Below are 20,108 nucleotides of genomic sequence, written 5' to 3'. Positions count from 1 at the left end.
TGCGGATTCGCGCTGACGGGCGGCTGCACCGGCACGGCTGCGCGCACGAGCGACGGCACGCCGAACGCGAGCAGCAGCCCGCCGGACGCGAAGCCGAGCAGCAGCGCGCGGCGGCTTTCGTTATGGACGGAGAGTTCGGGCGCGCTCATGCGGCACCTCCGCGGCGCACGGCCAGGCGGATTGCCGCGCGAATACGCGTATAGGTGCCGCAGCGACAGATGTTGCCGGACATCGCATCGTCGATGTCGGCGTCGGTCGGATGAGGATTCGTCTTCAGCAATGACGCGGCCTGCATGATCTGCCCGGACTGGCAGTAGCCGCACTGTGCGACGTTCAGTTCCTGCCAGGCCTGCTGCAGCGGATGATCGACGTCAGTCGACAGGCCCTCGATCGTCGTCACGCGCTTGCCGGAAGCGGCCGCGACCGGGGTGATGCACGACCGGATCGCAACGCCGTCGAGGTGCACGGTGCACGCGCCGCACAGTGCCATGCCGCAGCCGAACTTGGTGCCGGTGTGGCCGAGGACATCGCGCAGATACCAGAGCAACGGCATGTCGGGATTGCCGTCGAAGTGCTGCTCGCTACCGTTGATGGTCAGCGTGATCATCGTTCACCTCCTGGTCGAGGCGCCCGCATCGCACCACGGGTGCCGGGTGGGGATTCGATCGGCAGCGGGCGCGCTCGGCTGCGCCGGCCCGGTGCCGTCTCGTGGACTGCTCCGCCGGCAGGACCAGCGGTCGATGCGTGGTTATCGGTGCGGCTGGCTGAGGATGGCTATCGGGCATGCGATCCGGATTGATGGCGGACCCGCACCAGCCCGGATTCTGCCCCACGCCAACCGTCACTCAGGCAACACGAGCATGTCGGGACTGCCAGAAACGGCGCCCCGGATCGCGGCACCTGCGTGCCAGGTTCGGCCCCGGCGGCTTCGACATGGCTCAGCGGAGCCAGAATCGTATGTGGAATGGCCCGGGCTCCAACTCTAACTGATGTGCGGCGGTTTTGCGCCGACGGCGCGTATGGGCACTGGCGTGGCGAACCGGGGGAAAGGAGGAAGGGAATCGATGACGCATGACGTGCGTCATGCGGCCGGGACCGACTGACACGCCGGTCCCGGCGAGCGATGAGGGCGCGATGCCGCCGCGTCACCCACGAGCGACGTGGCGCGTACCCAAGGGGATCGAGCGCCACGCCTGAACGGGAAGTCCCGCGAATCAACGCGCGGCGGGTTCGCGGCGGCGCTTCGTTACATCCGCACCACGTCCGCTACCGCCTTCTTGCGGTCCTTGAAGCGATAGATCGTGATCGCGGCATTCTTCAGGTCGCCGTGCGAATCGAACGCAATCCGCCCGGTCACGCCGTCATACTGCGTGGCGGGCATCGCCGCGAGCACTTTCGCCCGATCGGTCGTCCCGGCACGCTTGATCGCATCGTAGATGACGTACACCGCATCGTAGGCAAACGGCGCGTACGCATCGATCTGCGCGTTGTAGCGGGCCACGTACCGATTGTTGAAATCCTGCCCCTTCGGCATCTTCGACAGGGCAAGACCGGCCTCCGAGCAGACCAGGTTGTCGATCGCGTCGCCTGCCAGCCCGATCATCTTGTCGGTGCACGCCCCGTCTCCGCCCAGCACGCGCGCCCGAATCCCCAGATTCGCCGCCTGCTTCACCAGCGGGCCGGCGGTCGCGTCCGATCCTCCGTACATGATCACGTCGGGCTGCAGGCCCTTGATCTTGGTGAGGATGGCGCGAAAGTCGATCGCCTTGTCGTTCGTGGCCTCTCGCGTGACGACCTGGGCACCCGACGCCTTCGCGGCCTTCTCGAACTCGTTCGCGAGCCCCTGGCCGTACGCGGTCGAATCGTCGATGACGGCGACGCGCTTTGCGCCGAGTGTCGTGATCGCGTATCGCGCCAGCGCCGGCCCCTGCATCGCGTCCGTCGCGACCAGGCGATAGGTGGTTCGATAGCCCTGCTGCGTGAACACCGGGTTCGTCGATCCCTGCGATATCTGTGTGACGTGCGCGTCGTTGTAGATCCGGGAGGCCGGAATCGACACGCCCGAATTGATGTCGCCGACAACCGCGACGACGCCGTCGTCCACCAGCTTCTGCGCCACCTGCGTGCCGGTACGCGGATCCGCCGCGTCGTCCTGCGAATCGAGCTGGAAACGCACGGGTTTGCCGCCGACGACCGGCTGCCGGCTGTTGATTTCCTCGATGGCAAGACGCGCGGCATTCTCGCTGTCCTTGCCCATGTTCGCCAGTTGCCCGGTGAGCGGCGCGGCATGCCCGATGAGCACGACGGACGGACTGTCCGCACGGGCCTGCATGCTTGCCGCGACCAGCACGACGGTTGCGCCGACGAGCGGCATGCGGGGAGAGATGGGCTTCACTGGCGGCTCCGTGATCGAAATGAACGAACGGTGCAGCCTCGTCGATTCACGACCGTGCGACTGCATGCGAACCAGTGTTCAATCGCCGAAATTCCGCGTCCAACGACAAATTCCGTTCGCCGCCGACAAATAAAACTTATCGCCCCGCGTGCCGCGCGCGGCCCGGCCATCGAACCGCGCGCGGCAACGAAAGCGCCCATGCTCGTCCGGATTTTCCCGCGTAAACCACGAGGCTTTTCTGCCGCGACGGCTGGCGCGCCGCGCTAAACTGCCGCTCAATCTTGCAAAAATTGGGTCACGCGACATGAACGTGCGTTTTCTCGAGACCTTCGTCTGGCTGGCCCGTTTGCGCAACTTCCGCCTGACTGCCGAACGCATGCACGCGACCCAGGCGGCGATATCGAGCCGCATTTCCGCACTCGAACAGGAAATGGGCGTGCGGCTGTTCGACCGCGGGCCGCGTGAAGTCACGCTGACCCAGGTCGGCACGAAAGCGCTCCCTTTTGCGGAACAGATACTCAAGCTGAACCAGCTGATGCTCGACAGCGTCGGCGACCGCTCGAAGATTTCCGGGCTGCTGAGGCTCGGCGCCGTGGAATCGATCATTCACACGTGGCTGCCGGAACTCCTGAAGCGCGTACGCGACGCGTATCCGAATCTCACCATCGAACTGACCGGCGACACCTCATCGCATCTCGTTGCCCAGCTGGCCAGCGGCCACATCGACGTGGCGCTGCAGACCACCGTGACGACCGGCACGGAGACGTCGAGCATTGCGCTCGGCAGCCTGCCGATGTGCTGGATCGCCAGCCCGTCCCTCAACATCTCGGACGAGGCGCTGTCGGAAGCAGAGCTCGCCGCCTTCCCGATCATCGGGTTCGCGCGCCACTCGCTGCCGCACACCTTCCTCGTCGACCTGTTCGAATCGGTCGGCGAACCGACGGCCCAGATCAACTGCATGTCGTCGGTCGCCGCCATCATCCACATGGTGATCGACGGCTTCGGTATCGCCGTGCTGCCGAGTGCCTTCGTGATGAAGGAGCTGGCCGACGCCCGACTGCAAATGCTGAAAGTCACCCATCGCGTGCCAGCCTTGCCGCTGATCGCCGCCTACCGGCGCAATCCGGACAGCCTGCTGCCCGAGTCGATCGCGCAACTCGCACTCGCCGTCATGCTCGACTTCGCGCTCGTGAACGGTCCGCAATTCGCGCTGCTTCCGGAAACCGTCAACGCGCCCCCGTCAAACACCTGATCCCGACGACACCCCTCTGCGCCATGCCGATCATTTCGATTCAGCCGCTAACAGCGGACGCCTGCTCGCCCTACGGCACGATGCTCGGCAAGCCGCCGAGAACCGAAGACGACGCGTCCGCGTTCCTCAGTCCACCGTCCGATTTCTGGCGCGAACATCTTTTCGATCCGGGCACGCCGGACACGGCCGAAATTCTGTGGGTCCGCTATCGCAATCGCGACATGAGCGTCAGCACGCTCGAAGCACACGATCTGACCGAGCAGGCGATCGTCCCGTTGACCGGTTCGATCGTTCATGTCGTCGCCTGTTCGACGCCCGACAATACGCCTGACCAGTCGACCATGCGCGCGTTCCGCATCGACCCGGGACAAGGGCTCGTGATGCACCCGCTCACGTGGCATGCAACGCGCGTGGAGCAGCCCGAAGTCACCTGCCTGATGTTGACCCGCGCATCGACGACTCGCGATCTCGTCATTCATCTGCGCACCGGCGCGCCGGCACGCGAAAGCCGGATAGGCGCGATCGAAACGCACCGGATCGATTGAGTCCGGCTTCGTCCGTCCCGCACCGCCGTGCCCGATGAATCATGCGTGAAACACCGTCGGCTTCACGCGGTGCCGAAGCCGAGCGCAGGTGTTTCACGCAATCGGGCACTCACCGCGACCTCAACGCCTGCAACCCCAGCGTGAGCGGGTTGAACGGCATCTCCGACGCCCCCATCGAGAAGCTCGTCGCCTTCGACGGCACCCCCGGATTACGCATCAGCGCGTGAACGATCCGCTCGCTCGCATGACCGTCGCCATACGGATTGCTCGCGCGCGCCATTTCCCCGTACGCGCTCTCGCTGTCGAACAGCCGTGACGCCTCCCACACGATCCGCTCCTGATCGGTGCCGACGAGCCGCGCGGTGCCCGCCTGGATCGCCTCCGGCCGCTCCGTCGTCTCGCGCGTGACCAGTACCGGCTTGCCCAGCGCCGGTCCCTCCTCCTGAATGCCGCCCGAATCGGTGATGATGAAATGCGCACGCGACATCAGGAATACGAACGACAGATACTCCTGCGGCTCGATCAGGTAGATGTTCGACAGGTGGCCGAGCCGTGCGCGCGCCGGCTCCCGAACGTTCGGATTCATGTGCAGCGGATAGACGAACTGCGCGTCGGGATAGCGATTCGCGAGCGTGCACAGTGCGTCGCAGAAATTCTGGAACGGCTCGCCGAAACTTTCTCGTCGATGCCCGGTGATCAGCACCACGCGCCGCGACGGTTCGAGAAACGGAAACTGTTCGGCGACCTTTTCCGTCAGCGCGCCGGTACAGTCCAGCATGCGCTTGACCTCGTGCAGCGCATCGATCACGGTGTTGCCCGTCAGCACGACCGCCCCGCCCGGCACGCCCTCGCTGAGCAGGTTGTCGCGTGCCTGCCCGGTCGGCGCGAAATGCCACGACGACACCGCGTCGGTCACGCGGCGGTTCAACTCCTCCGGCCACGGCGACCAGATGTCGCCGCTGCGCAAGCCGGCCTCGACATGCCCGACCGGCAAATAGCGGTAGAACGCAGCAAGACTGACCGCGAGCGTGGTCGTCGTATCGCCGTGTACCAGCACGACGTCCGGACGCAATTCGTCGAAGACGATGCCGATTGCCTGCAGAATGCCCGTCGTCACGTCGGTCAACGTCTGGCTTTGGCGCATCACGTTGAGGTCGTAGTCGGGCTTGATGTCGAATAGCGTCAGCACCTGATCGAGCATTTCGCGATGCTGCGCGGTCACGCATACCCTGGCGTCGACACCCGCTTGCGCCTTCAAGGCACGCACCAGCGGTGCCATCTTGATGGCCTCGGGCCGAGTCCCGAACACAAGCAAAATCTTTTTCATCGTTATCCTCGTTGAGCCATTTCGCGCTGAATGACCCTGCTCGTGGCGCGAAGCATGTATTCAGGCGGCACCTCCCGTACTCGCACGCGGTCGACACGATGGGGTGTCGCGGAGCGAGCGCGCCGCCCGGTTCACGCGGTCTACGCCGCGCGAATCGTCGTACTACCGGCGTCCCGTTGCACTTGATCTGTCACGTCATGAGTCGTTCCTCGCTTGGCCAGGCGTCACGTCTGTTCGTCACGTCTTTTCCTCTACAGCAATATTCAAACCAGCCGCCCTGCGACCGTGCCCGGTTCACACTGCACGCACCACGCACATGCGGTGCGCGACGGAATGTTTCACAACTGCTACGCGTGTCTCAGCGCCAATCAGGCGCGATACAGGCAAACATCGGGGCAGTTGCACGGCCCCTCCGACGACGTCGTCCGACGAATCTCGAACGCATGTCGAGCATCCAATGCGCATCGAATCGCTCGCATCTGTCGAAGCGCGTTGCGCTTCCTTGATCCGCCACTTTTGTCTGTGCAGTCGGCCGCACGATCGAACGCGTGGCCACGGTTGCGCACGAGGGATCAACCCGACACGCAACGTCATTCACGTCGCACGAATCAACGGGGCGCGAAATGTTGCGAATGTGTAACGCGGGTCCGGAACGGGGTGCTTGCATCGGAGTCCGGCCCATGCAGCGCACGTGCTCTCGTCGAACACTCCGGCAATCCGGCCGATGCACACGCAACGAACGACGCGATGCGCATCTCCGTGCAACGTCGTGCCGTCAAGGCGGCGCAGGTTCGGCAGACAATTCGCTCGACGCACGACGCGTACGGGCTGCGACGCCGATCGCGCGCGGGCATTCGGCCTGCGCGCACGCTGATTCTTCGATGAATCAAAATTCGCCACCGTCGCTCGCGCCACGCGCCCACCCTCCACCCCCGCCCCTTGCTGCGCGCGGCATCGCGGCCGATGGCTCACGCCTTGCTTAATGACAGTCAGGTGTGCCCCGAAGCACTCGCCCGGCAGCGGACGAACGGGGACGCCCACGCAGCAACAAGACAGGAAGGAAACGCGACGCGTGCACCCGGAGCGAAAGACAAGCGCTCCTGCGTGCCGAACGTGCCGACGTGCCCTGTTGAAGTACGCGCGATCTACGCGCCTGGTTCCGGCTCCAGAGTAAAGAACCGGCCCGTGAACGCAAATATCGGTACCAGCCTCGGGTTCACCCTCGCCACGGTGAAACGAGCCACAACGTCGACACGCTCGCCAGGCGCGACGCGGCCAACGCCGCGCCCGGCGACGATTGCACAGGACCGCCGCGCAGGAGCCCAAGACCATGAATCGGCCCGCGCTTTGCCCGACCGTACGCTCGCGCGTAGCGGCCACCGTCGCGCTGTGTCGCCGGTGGCACGTCGCCTGCTGTATCGCCGCGTGCGGTTTCGCGCTGCACGCGAGCGCCGCCGAACTCCGCCTCAACGGGCTGTACCAACGCGCCGACGGTGCGATCACCGTGCGCCTGAACGGCGTCGGCATCGACCCGTATTTCGCGGCGAAGGCACTGCTTGCCGCGTCCGACGCGCAACTCGACGCCCGTCAGGCCGCACTCGCGTGGATCGCATGGCTGCTGCCGCGCCAGCGCACGGATGGCAGCTTCGATCGCTACTGCGTGAAGAACGGCCGCTACCGCGCATGTGCCGACGCGGAAACCGACGACGCGATGATGGCGACCTGGATCGAATTGCTTGCCCGCTTCGCGCCGCCCGACGGCTTGCCCGCCGCATGGGAGCTCAGCCTGAACCGCGCCGGCGTGCATCTGGACACGCTGCTCGACAAGCCCTCCGGCGTCTATCAGATCTCGTCATCGCTGCATGTCGCATTGCTGATGGACAACGTCGAAGTACACAGCGCATTCCAGGCCCTCGCGGCGTACTACGTCCGGCGCGCCGACTACACGCATGCGGGGCCGTGGAGCCAGCGTGCCGACCGGCTGGCATCCGCGATCCTGAAGGTGTTCTGGCGCGGCACCGAATCCGGCTTTCGCGCCAGCACGCAGCAGGTCAGCGATACGAGCTTTTATCCCGCGAAGATCGCGCAGATCCTCCCGCTCCTGTCCGGTATTCAGGTTCCCGAACAATCCGGCGAGACGATCTACGCGCAGTGGATGCGGAAGTACGGCAAGAGCTGGCCGCAACTCGCCGACACCGACTATCCGTGGAGCCTGATCGCGCTGGTCGCGCTCAAGATGAACGATTGGGGCACGGTTGCCTGCTGGAAGGCCCGGTCGGGTCCATACCGGCACGGCGCGCACTGGAACGTACTGGAGGAGTCGCTTTATCTGGCATTCGAAAGCCGGATGGCCGACCCCGTCATACCCGCTCGATGCGGATTCACGACGGCGGCGGCAACGGCGACCGCATCGCGCTGACGCAATGGTGCGCGCGGTCCATGATGACTAACAGGGAGGTGACGTGTCATGTGTGGCATCGTCGGCGCGGTCGCGCAACGGGACATCGTCCCGATTCTGATTGAAGGTTTGCGTCGCCTCGAGTATCGCGGCTACGATTCATGCGGCGTGGCGACGGTCGTCGACGGCCAGGCGCGTCGCGAACGCAGCGTGTCGCGCGTCGCCGATCTCGACGCGCACGTGCGCACCGCCGGCCTGACCGGCAGCACCGGCATCGCGCACACGCGCTGGGCGACGCACGGCGCGCCGGCAACCTGCAACGCGCATCCGATCTTCTCGCGCGATGAAATCGCGCTCGTTCACAACGGCATCATTGAAAACCACGAAACGTTGCGCAAGCAACTTTCCGATGCGCACTACGAATTCGATGGCCAGACCGACACCGAGGTCGTCGCGCACCTGATCCACAGCAAGTACCGCGGCGACCTGCTCGCCGCCGTGCGCGCAGCGACTTCACAGCTTCACGGCGCCTATGCGATCGCCGTGTTCAGCAAGCACGAGCCACAACGGCTGATTGGTGCGAAGGTCGGCTCACCGCTCGTCGTCGGCGTGAAGGACGGCGAATGCTTTCTCGCCTCCGACGCACTCGCGCTCGCGGGCATCACCGATCGCTTCATCTTTCTCGAGGAAGGCGACATCGTCGAGTTGACGCCGGGCGGCGTGCGCGTACTCGATCGCGGCGGCGCACCGGTCGAGCGCGCGATACAAACCATTTCCTCCGCGCAGGCCGCGGTCGAACTCGGGCCGTACCGGCATTTCATGCAGAAGGAGATCTTCGAGCAACCGGAGGCCGTGGCCGCGACCATCCCGGATGCGGGGCTGTTCGATCCGGCCGTATTCGGCCCCGACGCCGCGCGGGCGTTCGAGCAGATCGACAACGTGCTGATTCTCGCGTGCGGTACGAGTCACTACTCCGGCCTGACCGCGCGGCGCTGGCTCGAAACGATCGCGCGCGTGCCCGCGCAGGTCGAGATCGCGAGCGAATACCGTTACAGCGACGCGCTCGCGATGCCGAATACGCTGGTGGTGAGCGTGTCGCAATCCGGCGAGACCGCCGACACGCTCGCCGCGCTCAAGTACGCGCAGGCGCTCGGCCATATCGACACCTTGGCGATCTGCAACGTGCCGACCAGCGCGATGATGCGGCAGACCGGCCTGCGCTTCCTGACCCGCGCCGGCCCGGAAATCGGCGTCGCGTCGACCAAGGCGTTCACGACGCAGCTCGTCGCGCTGTTCATTCTCGCCGTCACGCTCGGGCGGCTGCGCGGCTATGTCGACGATGCGCAGCTTGCGCGCTATACGATGCAGTTGCGGCGGCTGCCCGGCGCGCTCGAAGACGTGCTCGGGCTCGAGCCGCAGATCGAGCGCTGGGCGGCGGAGTTCTCGCAGCACGAGAATGCGCTGTTTCTCGGGCGCGGGCTGCACTACCCGATCGCGCTGGAAGGTGCGCTGAAGCTGAAGGAGATTTCGTATATCCACGCGGAGGCGTATCCCGCGGGTGAGCTGAAGCATGGGCCGCTCGCGCTCGTGACGCACACGATGCCCGTCGCGACGATCGCGCCCAACGATGCGCTGCTCGAGAAGCTGAAGTCGAACATGCAGGAAGTGCGCGCGCGCGGCGGGCAGCTTTACGTGTTCGCCGACGCCGATACGCGGATCGACAACAGCGAAGGCGTGTCGGTGCTGCGGATGCCGGATTACTACGGGCTGTTGTCGCCGATCCTGCATGTGGTGCCGTTGCAGTTGCTCGCGTATCACGCGGCATGTTTGCGCGGCGCGGATATCGACAAGCCGAGGAATCTGGCGAAATCGGTGACGGTTGAGTGACGGGGTTGGGTGACCCGGGGCGGACTGGTGAAGGTCTTTGAGGGATGTAGCTGGCCCGCCCTACACGATTCGAACGTGTGACCTACGGCTTAGAAGGCCGTTGCTCTATCCAACTGAGCTAAGGGCGGTCGGGGAGAAAAGACACGGCTGGCGCGGACCGCATTTGACACAAGGCATCGAGCAACGACAAAGCCACCCAACTCGAAACCCCGAAACAAAACGGGCCCGGCATGAAGCCGAGCCCGAAATTATACCCGATCATCGCGCCACATCACGCGAGCCGGCCAACCCAGCGTCAAACCGGCTGCGGATGCAGCATGAACCAGCCGAGGCAGAACACGCCGGCGATCACGCAATACACGCCGAACGAAGCCAGCCGGCCACGCCCTTCGAAGTAGCGCATCAGGAACCGCACGCTCAGGTACGCGGCGATCGCCGTCAGCACACCGCCGAGCAGCGCATCGGCGAGCTGGTCGCGCGCATGGAACAGCTTCGGCAACTCGAGCACACCCGCCGCGAAGATGATCGGCGTACCGAGCAGGAACGAGAATTCCGCGGCCTTCTCCGCCGTCAGCCCTGCTGCATTGCCGGCGATCATCGTCAGACCGCTGCGCGAGAAACCCGGAATCAGCGCGCCGATCTGCGCGAGACCCACGAAGAACGCCTGCTTGAACGTCATTTTCTCGGGCGCCTGATGTGCGCGGCTACGCTGGATGCGATCGCCAAGCCACAGCAGCACGCCGTTCACGATCAGCGCGATCGCGACGATCCGCAGGTCGTGGAACACGCGTTCGATGCGCTTCTCGAGGAGCAGCCCGACGATGCCGGTCGGGATCGTCCCGATGATGAGCGCCCACATCAGGTGCCCGTCATCGTTCTTGCGGCCGCCGAGCTGCGCGAAGAAGCCGCCGATCAGCGCGACCCAGCGTGCGCGGAAATACCACAGCAGCGCCAGCGCGGTGCCGAGGTGCAGCGCGACGAGGAACGGCAGCAGTTGCGGTGCGTGCTTGTCGATGTGCATGCCGAACAGCGCCGGCACGAGCAGCGTATGGCCAAGGCTGCTGACGGGGAAGAGTTCGGTGACGCCCTGCAGGACGCTCAGGAATACCAGAAACCAGAGACTCACGCGTCGGTCCTTTTATGAAGATTGAGCGGGAAGAAAAGCGGACGACGCGATGCGCGTCCGAAAAAACGCGCCCCGATTATGCCGAGCCAGGATTACTGCGCCAAGGCATTTGGCTGGATATTGCGGCAATGCACACAAACGCTTGCAATTTGTAAGCAGTCAGAAAGCAAAAAGCCCGCCATTTGCATGGCGGGCCTTTCGACTTCGGCAGGAATTGCCGTCAGCGGCCGAGCTGATAGAAAAATAATACCGTGCTGCCTGTGAACATGCCGAACAGTGCGATACCCATTGCCATTGCCAGATCCATGGCCCCCTCCACGAAGTGTCATGACCCGGCAACCTCACCGGTTTAAAGGCATTATCCCGACCGTTGACAGTCTTAAAAACTCGCGATTTCCCGAGAAGGGTTTTCCCCGAGCCGCCACGGCCCGATAATGGAGCGCGCCGTTCCCGTCCAACCGCCCAACCCGATTCGCCATGCCGACCTTCCAGCAACACGAGATTCACGAACTTCACGCCGGCCCGTCGCTCGTCCGGGTCGCTCCGCAATTCGGCGGCCGCCTGCTGTCATGGGATGTCGACGGCGAACCGGTGATCTTCTGGCCGGAAACAGCCGACTGGAGCAACCTCGCGCGCGTGCGCGGCGGCAACCCGCTGCTGTTCCCGTTCCTCGGCCGTCACCGCGTCGACGGCGAACTCGGCCGCTGGCGCGATGCCGCCGGCGTGGTGCGCGACCTGCCGATGCACGGCTTCGCGCGCGACCTGCCGTTCGCCGCGCAACCGTCGGCCGATGGCGCCGCGCTGTCGATGACGCTCGACGCGACCGACGCGCTGCGCGCGAGCTACCCGTTCGATTTCCGGTTCGAAACGACCTACCGGCTGGCCGACTCGCACACGCTCGAAGTCGCGCTGACGACGACCAATCGCAGCGACACGCCGCTGCCCTACTACGCCGGCCACCATTTCTATTTCGCGCTGCCGCACGGCGAGCGCGCCGAAACCACGCTCGAACTGCCGCCGACGCATCGTTGCGCGCAGCAGGCGGACGGTTCGATCAGTACGCCCGAACCGGGCGAAGCCCGTTATCGCCTCGACAACCCGGACATCCTCGACCGCTTCCACTGCCTCGACGGCGTGCCGGCCACGCCGGTGCGCATCGTGATGCCGGGCCGCCGCCGCACGATCGAGATCGCGCTCGACGTGCCGGGCTCGATCCCGTGGTACGCGGTGACGACCTGGACCGAAAAGCCGGATTCGGACTTCTATTGCGTCGAGCCGTGGCTCGGCCTGCCGGATGCGATCCACAACGGCCTCGGGCTGCGCATGCTCGCGCCGGGCGCGACGGAAACCGCCACCCTGCGGATTCGCGTCCTCCCGCTCGCCGGCTGATTACGTAGGCCAAGACACCGTCAATCCGCGCGCCGAACCGGCGCGCCGCAGCCCCGGCAACGACCCAAACTGCGGTGCGCGGGTCGAACCCGTTAAAATCGGACGTTTTGTGTTGCCTGCCGCGTCACGAGCGGCAGGGTTTTGCGAGGTTCAATGTTCGGAACAACAACGAAGCGACTCTTCGCAGCCGCCTGCGCCGCCCTGCTCGTCGCGTGCGGCTCCGCGCCTGTCGGCCCCGGGTTCTATCGCGTCGAGCGCGGCGATACGCTCTACAAGATCGCGCGCGACAACCGCACGTCGGTGTCGAACGTCGTGCGCTGGAACCAGATGACGAACCCCGATGCGATCGAAGTCGGCCAGGTGCTGCGCGTCGCGCCGCCGCCCGGCACGACCACCGCATCGACGCCGTCGACCACCGGCACCGGCAGTGCCGGCCGGGCCCGCCCCGCGCCTTCCGCACCGGTCGAATCGGCCGTCAAGCCGGCCACGAGCATCGCGCTGATCTGGCCGGCAGCCGGCAACGTGGTCCGCACGTTCGACGGCTCGAAATCGAAGGGCATCGACATCGCGAACTCGCCGGGCACGCCGGTGGTCGCGGCTGCGCCGGGTGTGGTGGTCTACGCGGGTAACGGGCTGCGCGGCTACGGCAACCTGATCATCCTCAAGCACAACGCCGACTACCTGACCGCCTACGCGCACAACCGCGCGCTGCTGGTGAAGGAAGGCCAGTCGGTCACGCAGGGGCAGTCGATCGCCGAGATGGGCAACAGCGACAGCGATCGCGTCGCGCTGCATTTCGAGCTGCGCTACGGCGGCCGATCGATCGACCCGTCACGCTACCTGCCGGCACGTTGAGCGCCCGATGGACGATACGCGATGCCGGCGCGCATCGCGTGCCGTCGCGGCGAAACTCGGGAAAGGTGATGTCAGCGCTTGCGCAGACGTCCGGTGAACCGGCCGGACAACGGATCGACGTGACGGGCAAACGCTACCAGTACGCCGATTCCGATCAGGCTGAACCCCGCAGCTATCAGAAGCAAATCCATGGTCACACACTGATTTTTTCGTGATCTTATGCGTCATTGTGGAATCGTGCACTGAGCCGAGGCCATTGGACGAGTACGAAGATTCCCTACCCTCAGACGCCATTGTGGATTCGTCTGCGTGAAATCCTGATGTAATCCGCTCGCGCGACACCCCGTTCGCCCCAGGAGACACCTCGATGCTGCCCGCCGCCGACCGCTACGACGACCTGCTCTCCCGCTTCGCGTGGGGCGTTCCGGCGCGCTACAACATTGGCGTGGACGTCTGCGACAAATGGGCCGACGGCAGCGGACGCCTCGCGCTGATCCACGAAACGGCGCAAGGCGACGTCTTTCGCATCACGTTCGACGACTTGAAGAATGCCTCTAACCGGCTCGCGAACAGTTTTGTGCGCGCAGGCCTGAAGCGCGGCGACCGTATCGGCATCTTTCTCGCGCAGGGTCCCGAAACGGCCATCGCGCACCTCGCCGCGTACAAGCTCGGCGCGATCGCGGTGCCGCTCTTCACGTTGTTCGGCGTCGATGCGCTCGAATACCGGCTCGCGAACAGCGAGGCGGCCGCACTCGTCACCGACGCGGCCGGCTACGCGAAAATCGCGCCGCTGCGCGCCCAGCTGCCGGCATTGCATACCGTCTACTGCATCGGCGACGATGCGCCCGATCAGCCGGGCGTGCTGCACTACGACGCAGCGCTCGCCGCCGAAACGCCCGATTTCGTGCCGGCCGATACGGCCGCCGACGATCCGGCGGTCATCATCTATACGTCCGGCACGACGGGCAAACCAAAAGGCGCGCTGCACGCGCATCGCGTGCTGCTGGGCCACCTGCCGGGCGTCGAGATGTCGCAGCAGTGCTTCCCGCGCGACGCGCGCCTGTTCTGGACGCCCGCCGACTGGGCATGGATCGGCGGCCTCCTCGACGTGCTGTTGCCGTCATGGCATCACGGCGTGCCCGTGCTTGCGCGCCGCTTCGAGAAATTCGACGGCGATGCGGCATTCGCGCTGATGGCACGGCACGGCGTCACCCATGCGTTCCTGCCGCCCACCGCGCTGAAGCTGATGCGCACCGTCGCGGCACCGCGCGAACGCTACGCGCTGTCGCTGAAATCCGTCGCGAGCGGCGGGGAATCGCTCGGCACCGAGCTGACGGCCTGGGGTCGCGACGCGCTCGGTGTGACGATCAACGAGTTCTACGGGCAAACCGAGTGCAACATGGTGCTGTCGTCGTGCGCGGCGCTGTTCGATGCGCAGCCTGGCGCAATCGGCAAGGCGGTGCCCGGCCATGCGGTCGCGATCGTCGACGCGGACGGCATGCCGCTACCGCCCGGCGTCGAAGGGCGCATCGCGGTGCGCCGCCCCGATCCGGTGATGTTCCTCGAATACTGGCGCAACGCCGACGCGACGCGCGACAAGTTCGCCGGCGACTACCTGCTCACCGGCGACACGGGCACGATCGACGCCGACGGCTTCGTGCGCTTCGTCGGCCGCGACGATGACGTGATCACGAGCGCCGGCTACCGGATCGGCCCGGGCCCGATCGAGGACTGCCTGCTCACGCATCCGGCGGTGCGGATGGCAGCCGTCGTCGGCGTGCCCGATGCAACGCGCACCGAGATCGTCAAGGCGTTCGTGGTGCTGAATCCCGGCCACACCGGCGACGAAGCGCTCGTGCAGGCGCTGCAGGCACACGTGCGCACACGCCTCGCCGCGCACGAGTATCCGCGCGCGATCGCGTTCGTCGACAGCCTGCCGATGACCGCGACCGGCAAGATCGTGCGCCGCGCGCTGCGCGACGCGTAGGCCGGCCGCCACCCGCGCCGCCCGCCGGTCCGGATGGTTTATAGTGGCGCCACTACGCAGTCTTTCCAAGAAAACGATGTCCTCTGATCACCACTCCGACGCGGGCGCGTCGCACAGCCCGCTCTACGCCAAACTCCTCGGCGAAACCGCCAAGATCGACTGGTGCGATCTCGAACGCTTCTTCGCGCAGGGCAAGCTGCTGTCCGTTGCACGCGACCTCGATCTCGTCAGCGTCGCGGAAGCCGTTGCCGACGACGATGCCGAGCAGGTCACGCGCTGGCTGTCGGCAGGCCTCGTCGCACGCATGCCGGCCGAAACCGCCGCCGATTACGCAGCGCGCAACCCGGAGCTGTGGGCGGTCGTCGTATCGCCGTGGGTCTGCGTGCAGGAACGCGCCTGACGCGTCCGCCATGTCCGAATCCGCGTTACCGCACGGGGCCGGCTCGGCCCCCGTCACGCATCGGCGTGTCCTCGCGCTCGCGTTCCCGATCGTCCTCGCGAACCTGACCCAGCCGATCCTCGGTGCCGTCGACACGGCCGTCGCCGGCCACCTCGACGGTACGCAGTACCTCGGCGGCGTCGCGCTCGGCGGGCTGTTCTTCAATTTCGTGTTCTGGGGGTTCGGTTTCCTGCGGATGGGGACGACCGGCCTCGTCGCGCAGGCGCATGGCGCCGGCGACGCCGCCGGGATCCGCCTGAACCTGCTGCGCGCGTTGATCGTCGCGTTCGCACTTGGCGCCGCGGTGCTGGCGCTGCAGGTGCCGCTGCTGTCCGTTGCGCTGTCCGCGCTCGGCGGCAGCGATGCCGTCCGCACGACGGCGCTTGCCTACAGTCATGCGCGCATCTGGAGCGCACCGTTCGCGCTCGCGAACTACGTCGTGCTCGGCTACCTGCTCGGCATGCAGCGCGTGCGGCTCGCGCTCGTCGCGCAAGTGTTCATCAATGCGGTGAACATCGGCGCCGTGCTGCTCTACGTGTATGGCTTCGGCTGGGGCATTGCCGGCATCGGCGCCGCGACGGCCACCGCAGACGCATGCGGTTTCGCGCTCGGCGCATGGATGCTGTGGCGACTGCGGCCGCGCGGCCTTGCGCCGATCGCGGTACGTGCGCTCGCCGATCGCGTCGCGCTCAAGCGGCTGATCGTGCTCAATCGCGACATCTTCCTGCGCACGCTGTGCCTGCTCGGCGCATTCGGCTGGTTCGCGCACCTTGGTGCGAAACAGGGCGATGCGACGCTCGCGGCAAACGCGCTGCTGCTGAATTTCCAGACGTTCATGGCGTACGGCCTCGACGGCTTCGCGCATGCGGCCGAGGCGCTCGTCGGCGCGGCCGCCGGTGCGCGCGACCGCAGCGCGTTCCGGCAGGCCGTGCGCGTCACGCTGTTCTGGTCGGCGCTCGGCGCGCTGCTGTTCGCGCTCGTGTACTGGGCCGCCGGCGGCTGGATCGTCGCGCGCCTGACCGACCAGGCCGAGATCCGCGAAGTGGCGCTGCGCTACCTGCCGTGGGCCGCGATCTCGCCGATCGTGTCGGTCTGGGGCTTCCTGCTCGACGGCGTGTTCATCGGCGCCACGCAGACGCAATCGCTGATGCGTGCGATGGTCGCGTCGTTCTCGATCTTCGTCGTGGCCACGCTCGCCGCCGTCGGCACGTTCGGCAATCACGGCCTCTGGTTCGCGCTGCTGCTGTTCATGGCCGCACGCGGTGCGACGCTGGCACGCTACCTGCCGGCGCTGTTGCGGCACATCGGCACCGACGCGCCCGCGGCCCGCGCCTGACGGCGGGTCGACCCGGCCGTTATTGCGTGGGTTTCGGCGGCGGCGCGTCGAGCATCGACGGCGGCGTCATGTCGGTCGGCACGCCGTGATAGTCGGCCGGATCTTCCGGCGGATGGCCGCGACGGGCCTGATGCGGATCGCTGGTACAGGCGGCGAGGAAAGATGCGGCCAGCACGGCCAGCATGAAACGGGTCATCGGGTATGGCTCCGGAAATCGGCGCGCCCATCGCACGCCGGGACCGCGCCGAGTCTAGCGGAAATCCTGCTTCGGAGTCGCGCTGCGCATGTCCTACTATGTACGCATGGCGCTGTGCCGTGGAAAGGAGGCTGCCATGTCGTCTGAAGAAATTGCCGGCCTGATCGGCCTGTTCGTCGGTCTGATGGTGCTCGTCGCCCTGTCGTTCTTCGAGTCGCGCGAATACAAGCGCAGCCATGAAGGCGAAGGGATGATCCATCACTGGATGGCCGAACACCACCTGCTCGACTGGCGGCGCAAGCACTAGGCGCGCCGCTGCCGTCCGGCCCTTCCCGGGGCCGCTCCCGAACGTGCCGTCCCGCGGCACGCTGGTGATCGCATATCGCCGAAATTAACAGGGTCCGACTCACACACATCGACCAGATGGACGAACGCCGCCGCGCGGCTCGTGCCACGCGGCGGCGTTCGCTTGCGCGCACCCGGACGGGTGCACCGCGATTCAGACGGCTCAGCCCAGGAAGTGGCGGGCGTAGCGCGCGTTGATGTCGGACAGGCGGAACAGCGTCAGGAAATCCGCGCAGTTGAAGTCGGGATCCCAGGCCGGCGCACCGCAGATCTTCGCGCCGAGACGCAGGTAACCCTTGATCAGCGGCGGCGGCGCCACGACGGTGCCCGTCTGCAGTTCGTCGACCGGCAGGGCCGTGTGCGGGAACGCGCGATATTCGGGCGCCGTCAGCGAGCCTGCCGACAGCGACTGGTACAGGTTCGCCGCATAGTGGCCGCCGTCGGCCATCGACACGCTCGCGCAGCCGAGCATCGTCTCGTAGCCGTTCTGCATCATGTACGCGCCAAGGCCGCCCCACAGCGCCATGATGACGGCGCCGCTGCGGTAGTCGCTGTGCACGCACGAGCGACCGACCTCGACCATCTTGCCGCGCAGGTGCGTGAGGCGTGACAGGTCGAATTCGCCTTCGGCATACAGGCGGCCGACACGCGCCGCCTGGTGCGGCGGCAGCACGCGATACGTGCCGACGACCTTCAGGGTGTCGAGATCGCGAACCAGCAGGTGGTCGCAGTACGCATCGAACGGATCGACGTCGAGACCGGAGGGGCCGCTGACCTGCGCGCCCATCTCTTCGGCGAACACGCTGTAACGCAGGCGCTGGGCTTCGCGCAATTCGTCTTCCGTACGCGCCCACGCGGCGCGCAGGCGATACTCCGATGTGACGGTTTCAGCAGCGCGCGGCAGGTGGCGCCGCGACGTGTCGAGGGGCAGCGAGGCAAAAGGGAGCGTAGGCGTCGGCAGTTCTCGCATTAGGCTTTCCTGGTCGTAAGGAATAGGACGACATGCCCGCCAATGTAGTAATCGGCCGTGACCGTTATGTGGCACGACCGTGTCCTTTCAATGACGTGTCGCCGAATTGACTTTAGCAGAAAGCTTGCGAAACCGTATGATGAATCCCTTCAAAGCCCTTCAGGCGGGCCTCACAGCAGATCGGGCGTCAATACCGCGCGCAGCACGGCCTGACGGCTGCCGTCACGCGTGCGGCTCGCGAGCCACACGATTCCGCCCTTCTTGACGCTCCAGCTGTCGTCGCCGCCGGCGATCAGTTGCGCGGCAACGCTGCCGAGCGTCGGCTGGTGCCCGACGATCACGACCGTCGGCGCGATGCCTTCCGGCCAGCCGGCCGCCGCCAGCACGTCGTCGACGCTGCCGCCCGGTGCGAGCGCATCGACTGTCCGGTACTGGTCGGTCAGCGCTTCGACGGTCTGCACGGTGCGGGCCGCCGGGCTCGCGAGGATCACCGCGTTCGTCTCGAGCCGCCCGCGCAGCCATTTGGCCATCGCCTGCGCGTCCTTGCGGCCCCGGACGGTCAACTGGCGGGCGAGATCGCTCGACGCGTAGTCTTCGGCTTCGGCATGGCGCCACAGGATCAGGTTCATCATGATGTTCTCCTTGCTTCGGCGAGCGGCCCCGCGCCCATGCGTCTGGGCCCGCCGATTACCGGGCGAATTGTCGCAAATCGGGACGGCTCGCCGCCGCGGCATTTACCCGCATATAGGGATTGACCGGATCGAACGTTCAACGATACAATCTTTGGCTCGTCGGAGCGTAGCGCAGCCTGGTAGCGCATCTGATTTGGGATCAGAGGGTCGTAGGTTCGAATCCTATCGCTCCGACCAAAGGAATCAAGGGGTTACGGTTAAACACCGTAGCCCCTTTTCCGTTTCTGGGCCCTTTTGAGCGTCAGTCGGGATTCCCGGTTCGCAGCGCCTCAGTTCATTGTAGGGATCAATTTGGGCGTCGACGCGACAACGATCGACGCACCACGGCGGCCATTGTTCGATGGTCAGCGCAGCGCAAATGGCCGACGGCCTTTCACTTTCAATGCAGGAAAACCGCCTGGAAATGATCGAGCGCCCGCCTCGCCGGCTCATCGGGTCGCCGACGGCATACGAGCCAACGCGCCATCCGCAGCCCGCATACGGCACTTGCCGGAACACGCGATAATGCGCGTGGACAACCCGCCACCGCGCATGAAAAACAACATTCTCAAGACCGCACTCTGCGCATCGCTGCTCGCGTTCGCGACTGCCGGCACCGCGTCGGCCAAAGCACTCGACGACGCGCTCGACTGCCACTCGACCGGCCACAAGTTCGTCGCACCGCTGCTCGCCGCCGGCGACATCCAGTCGGAGCCGATGCACGTCGAATCCAACTCGGTCAACGCCTTCCGCACGAGCCGCTCGCTGACGGCGTACGGATTCGGCGTGTATGTCGTACTCGGATACCAGGCGAACGACCCGATCTTCCGCGCGGGCGACGGCACGCCGATCGGCGACTGGGCCTATGGCGTCGTGGTGCGCGGGACGAAAAGCGCGGTGGAGGAAGCCGTGCGCAAGGCCGGCAGCGACGCGACCGTCAAGCAGGCGTTTCCATTCCTGACCGCGATCGTCTGCTCGTCGGACTGAGCG

General features: G+C 66.0%; 19 protein-coding genes and 2 tRNA genes. 13 read left to right on the top strand and 8 right to left on the bottom strand.

All coding sequences use genetic code 11. The features are described 5' to 3' along the window. Positions 1 to 145 precede the first annotated feature (145 nt). Both G3N99_RS05965 and G3N99_RS05960 read right to left on the bottom strand, forming a co-directional pair. Entirely contained in the window at positions 146 to 607 is a 462-nt protein-coding gene (locus G3N99_RS05965; RefSeq protein ID WP_206121892.1) for a (2Fe-2S)-binding protein, read from the bottom strand. A 639-nt stretch (positions 608 to 1,246) separates the two neighbouring features. Beyond that, the gene (locus G3N99_RS05960; protein WP_241011495.1) at positions 1,247 to 2,332 is read right to left on the bottom strand and encodes a branched-chain amino acid ABC transporter substrate-binding protein; all 1,086 of its coding nucleotides are present in this window, start codon (positions 2,330 to 2,332) and stop codon (positions 1,247 to 1,249) included. Positions 2,333 to 2,543: 211 nt separating this feature from the next. On the opposite strand from G3N99_RS05960, the gene G3N99_RS05955 reads away from it, so the two are divergent. Together G3N99_RS05955 and G3N99_RS05950 are read left to right on the top strand one after the other, a co-directional pair. Beyond that, a complete protein-coding gene (locus G3N99_RS05955; protein ID WP_346778472.1) occupies positions 2,544 to 3,647 on the top strand; it encodes a LysR family transcriptional regulator in 1,104 nt (367 codons plus the stop codon). 23 nt (positions 3,648 to 3,670) lie between these two features. Next, positions 3,671 to 4,192: an ureidoglycolate lyase gene (locus G3N99_RS05950; protein ID WP_206121891.1), complete on the top strand. Its 522-nt coding sequence runs from the start codon at positions 3,671 to 3,673 to the stop codon at positions 4,190 to 4,192. Positions 4,193 to 4,301: 109 nt separating this feature from the next. On the opposite strand, the gene wecB is transcribed toward G3N99_RS05950, so the two are convergent. Next, complete coding sequence (gene wecB, locus G3N99_RS05945) at positions 4,302 to 5,519, bottom strand: UDP-N-acetylglucosamine 2-epimerase (non-hydrolyzing) (protein WP_174934789.1); 1,218 nt, start codon at positions 5,517 to 5,519, stop codon at positions 4,302 to 4,304. Between the two features lie 1,330 nt (positions 5,520 to 6,849). Between wecB and G3N99_RS05940 the strand changes: the two genes are divergently transcribed. Both G3N99_RS05940 and glmS read left to right on the top strand, forming a co-directional pair. After that, positions 6,850 to 7,938 carry a hypothetical protein gene (locus G3N99_RS05940; protein ID WP_206121890.1) on the top strand — a complete coding sequence of 363 codons (1,089 nt, stop codon included), beginning with the start codon at positions 6,850 to 6,852 and terminating at the stop codon, positions 7,936 to 7,938. Between the two features lie 48 nt (positions 7,939 to 7,986). After that, the gene (gene glmS, locus G3N99_RS05935; protein ID WP_206121889.1) at positions 7,987 to 9,804 is read left to right on the top strand and encodes a glutamine--fructose-6-phosphate transaminase (isomerizing); all 1,818 of its coding nucleotides are present in this window, start codon (positions 7,987 to 7,989) and stop codon (positions 9,802 to 9,804) included. 51 nt (positions 9,805 to 9,855) lie between these two features. On the opposite strand, the gene G3N99_RS05930 is transcribed toward glmS, so the two are convergent. Together G3N99_RS05930 and G3N99_RS05925 are read right to left on the bottom strand one after the other, a co-directional pair. Beyond that, positions 9,856 to 9,932, bottom strand: a tRNA-Arg gene (locus G3N99_RS05930). 167 nt (positions 9,933 to 10,099) lie between these two features. After that, positions 10,100 to 10,930 carry an undecaprenyl-diphosphate phosphatase gene (locus G3N99_RS05925; protein ID WP_011351628.1) on the bottom strand — a complete coding sequence of 277 codons (831 nt, stop codon included), beginning with the start codon at positions 10,928 to 10,930 and terminating at the stop codon, positions 10,100 to 10,102. 477 nt (positions 10,931 to 11,407) lie between these two features. Here G3N99_RS05925 and G3N99_RS05920 point away from each other — a divergent pair, with 477 nt between their 5' ends. The 6 genes from G3N99_RS05920 (at position 11,408) to G3N99_RS05895 (ending at position 16,936) form a co-directional block, all read left to right on the top strand. Further along, complete coding sequence (locus G3N99_RS05920; RefSeq protein WP_206121888.1) at positions 11,408 to 12,319, top strand: aldose epimerase; 912 nt, start codon at positions 11,408 to 11,410, stop codon at positions 12,317 to 12,319. 153 nt (positions 12,320 to 12,472) lie between these two features. Continuing rightward, positions 12,473 to 13,174: a peptidoglycan DD-metalloendopeptidase family protein gene (locus G3N99_RS05915; protein WP_174934807.1), complete on the top strand. Its 702-nt coding sequence runs from the start codon at positions 12,473 to 12,475 to the stop codon at positions 13,172 to 13,174. Positions 13,175 to 13,242: 68 nt separating this feature from the next. Then, a complete protein-coding gene (locus G3N99_RS05910) occupies positions 13,243 to 13,389 on the top strand; it encodes a hypothetical protein (RefSeq protein WP_174935323.1) in 147 nt (48 codons plus the stop codon). A 152-nt stretch (positions 13,390 to 13,541) separates the two neighbouring features. Further along, entirely contained in the window at positions 13,542 to 15,161 is a 1,620-nt protein-coding gene (locus tag G3N99_RS05905; RefSeq protein WP_206121887.1) for an acyl-CoA synthetase, read from the top strand. A 76-nt stretch (positions 15,162 to 15,237) separates the two neighbouring features. Then, a complete protein-coding gene (locus G3N99_RS05900) occupies positions 15,238 to 15,561 on the top strand; it encodes a DUF2288 domain-containing protein (RefSeq protein ID WP_069247660.1) in 324 nt (107 codons plus the stop codon). Between the two features lie 10 nt (positions 15,562 to 15,571). Next, positions 15,572 to 16,936 carry an MATE family efflux transporter gene (locus G3N99_RS05895; RefSeq protein ID WP_206121886.1) on the top strand — a complete coding sequence of 455 codons (1,365 nt, stop codon included), beginning with the start codon at positions 15,572 to 15,574 and terminating at the stop codon, positions 16,934 to 16,936. A gap of 19 nt (positions 16,937 to 16,955) precedes the next feature. On the opposite strand, the gene G3N99_RS05890 is transcribed toward G3N99_RS05895, so the two are convergent. Beyond that, on the bottom strand, positions 16,956 to 17,132 hold the full coding sequence (locus G3N99_RS05890; RefSeq protein WP_174941319.1) for a hypothetical protein: 177 nt from the start codon (positions 17,130 to 17,132) through the stop codon (positions 16,956 to 16,958). A gap of 136 nt (positions 17,133 to 17,268) precedes the next feature. Between G3N99_RS05890 and G3N99_RS05885 the strand changes: the two genes are divergently transcribed. Then, positions 17,269 to 17,439, top strand: a complete 171-nt coding sequence (locus G3N99_RS05885) for a hypothetical protein (protein WP_011351621.1) — start codon at positions 17,269 to 17,271, stop codon at positions 17,437 to 17,439. Positions 17,440 to 17,640: 201 nt separating this feature from the next. Here the strand turns inward: G3N99_RS05885 and G3N99_RS05880 are convergent, their stop codons facing one another. Together G3N99_RS05880 and sixA are read right to left on the bottom strand one after the other, a co-directional pair. Then, positions 17,641 to 18,447: a GNAT family N-acyltransferase gene (locus G3N99_RS05880; RefSeq protein ID WP_011351620.1), complete on the bottom strand. Its 807-nt coding sequence runs from the start codon at positions 18,445 to 18,447 to the stop codon at positions 17,641 to 17,643. Between the two features lie 170 nt (positions 18,448 to 18,617). After that, positions 18,618 to 19,079: a phosphohistidine phosphatase SixA gene (gene sixA / locus G3N99_RS05875; protein WP_174934815.1), complete on the bottom strand. Its 462-nt coding sequence runs from the start codon at positions 19,077 to 19,079 to the stop codon at positions 18,618 to 18,620. A 160-nt stretch (positions 19,080 to 19,239) separates the two neighbouring features. On the opposite strand from sixA, the gene G3N99_RS05870 reads away from it, so the two are divergent. Beyond that, positions 19,240 to 19,316 (top strand) — tRNA-Pro (locus G3N99_RS05870). A gap of 354 nt (positions 19,317 to 19,670) precedes the next feature. Continuing rightward, on the top strand, positions 19,671 to 20,105 hold the full coding sequence (locus G3N99_RS05865; RefSeq protein ID WP_174934827.1) for a hypothetical protein: 435 nt from the start codon (positions 19,671 to 19,673) through the stop codon (positions 20,103 to 20,105). Positions 20,106 to 20,108: the final 3 nt, after the last annotated feature.

Origin of the sequence: Burkholderia sp. Ac-20392, assembly GCF_017104585.1 — a bacterium.
Taxonomy (GTDB): domain Bacteria; phylum Pseudomonadota; class Gammaproteobacteria; order Burkholderiales; family Burkholderiaceae; genus Burkholderia; species Burkholderia lata.
Note: the sequence above shows the minus strand (reverse complement) of the source record. Positions and strands in the feature narration are given on the sequence as shown.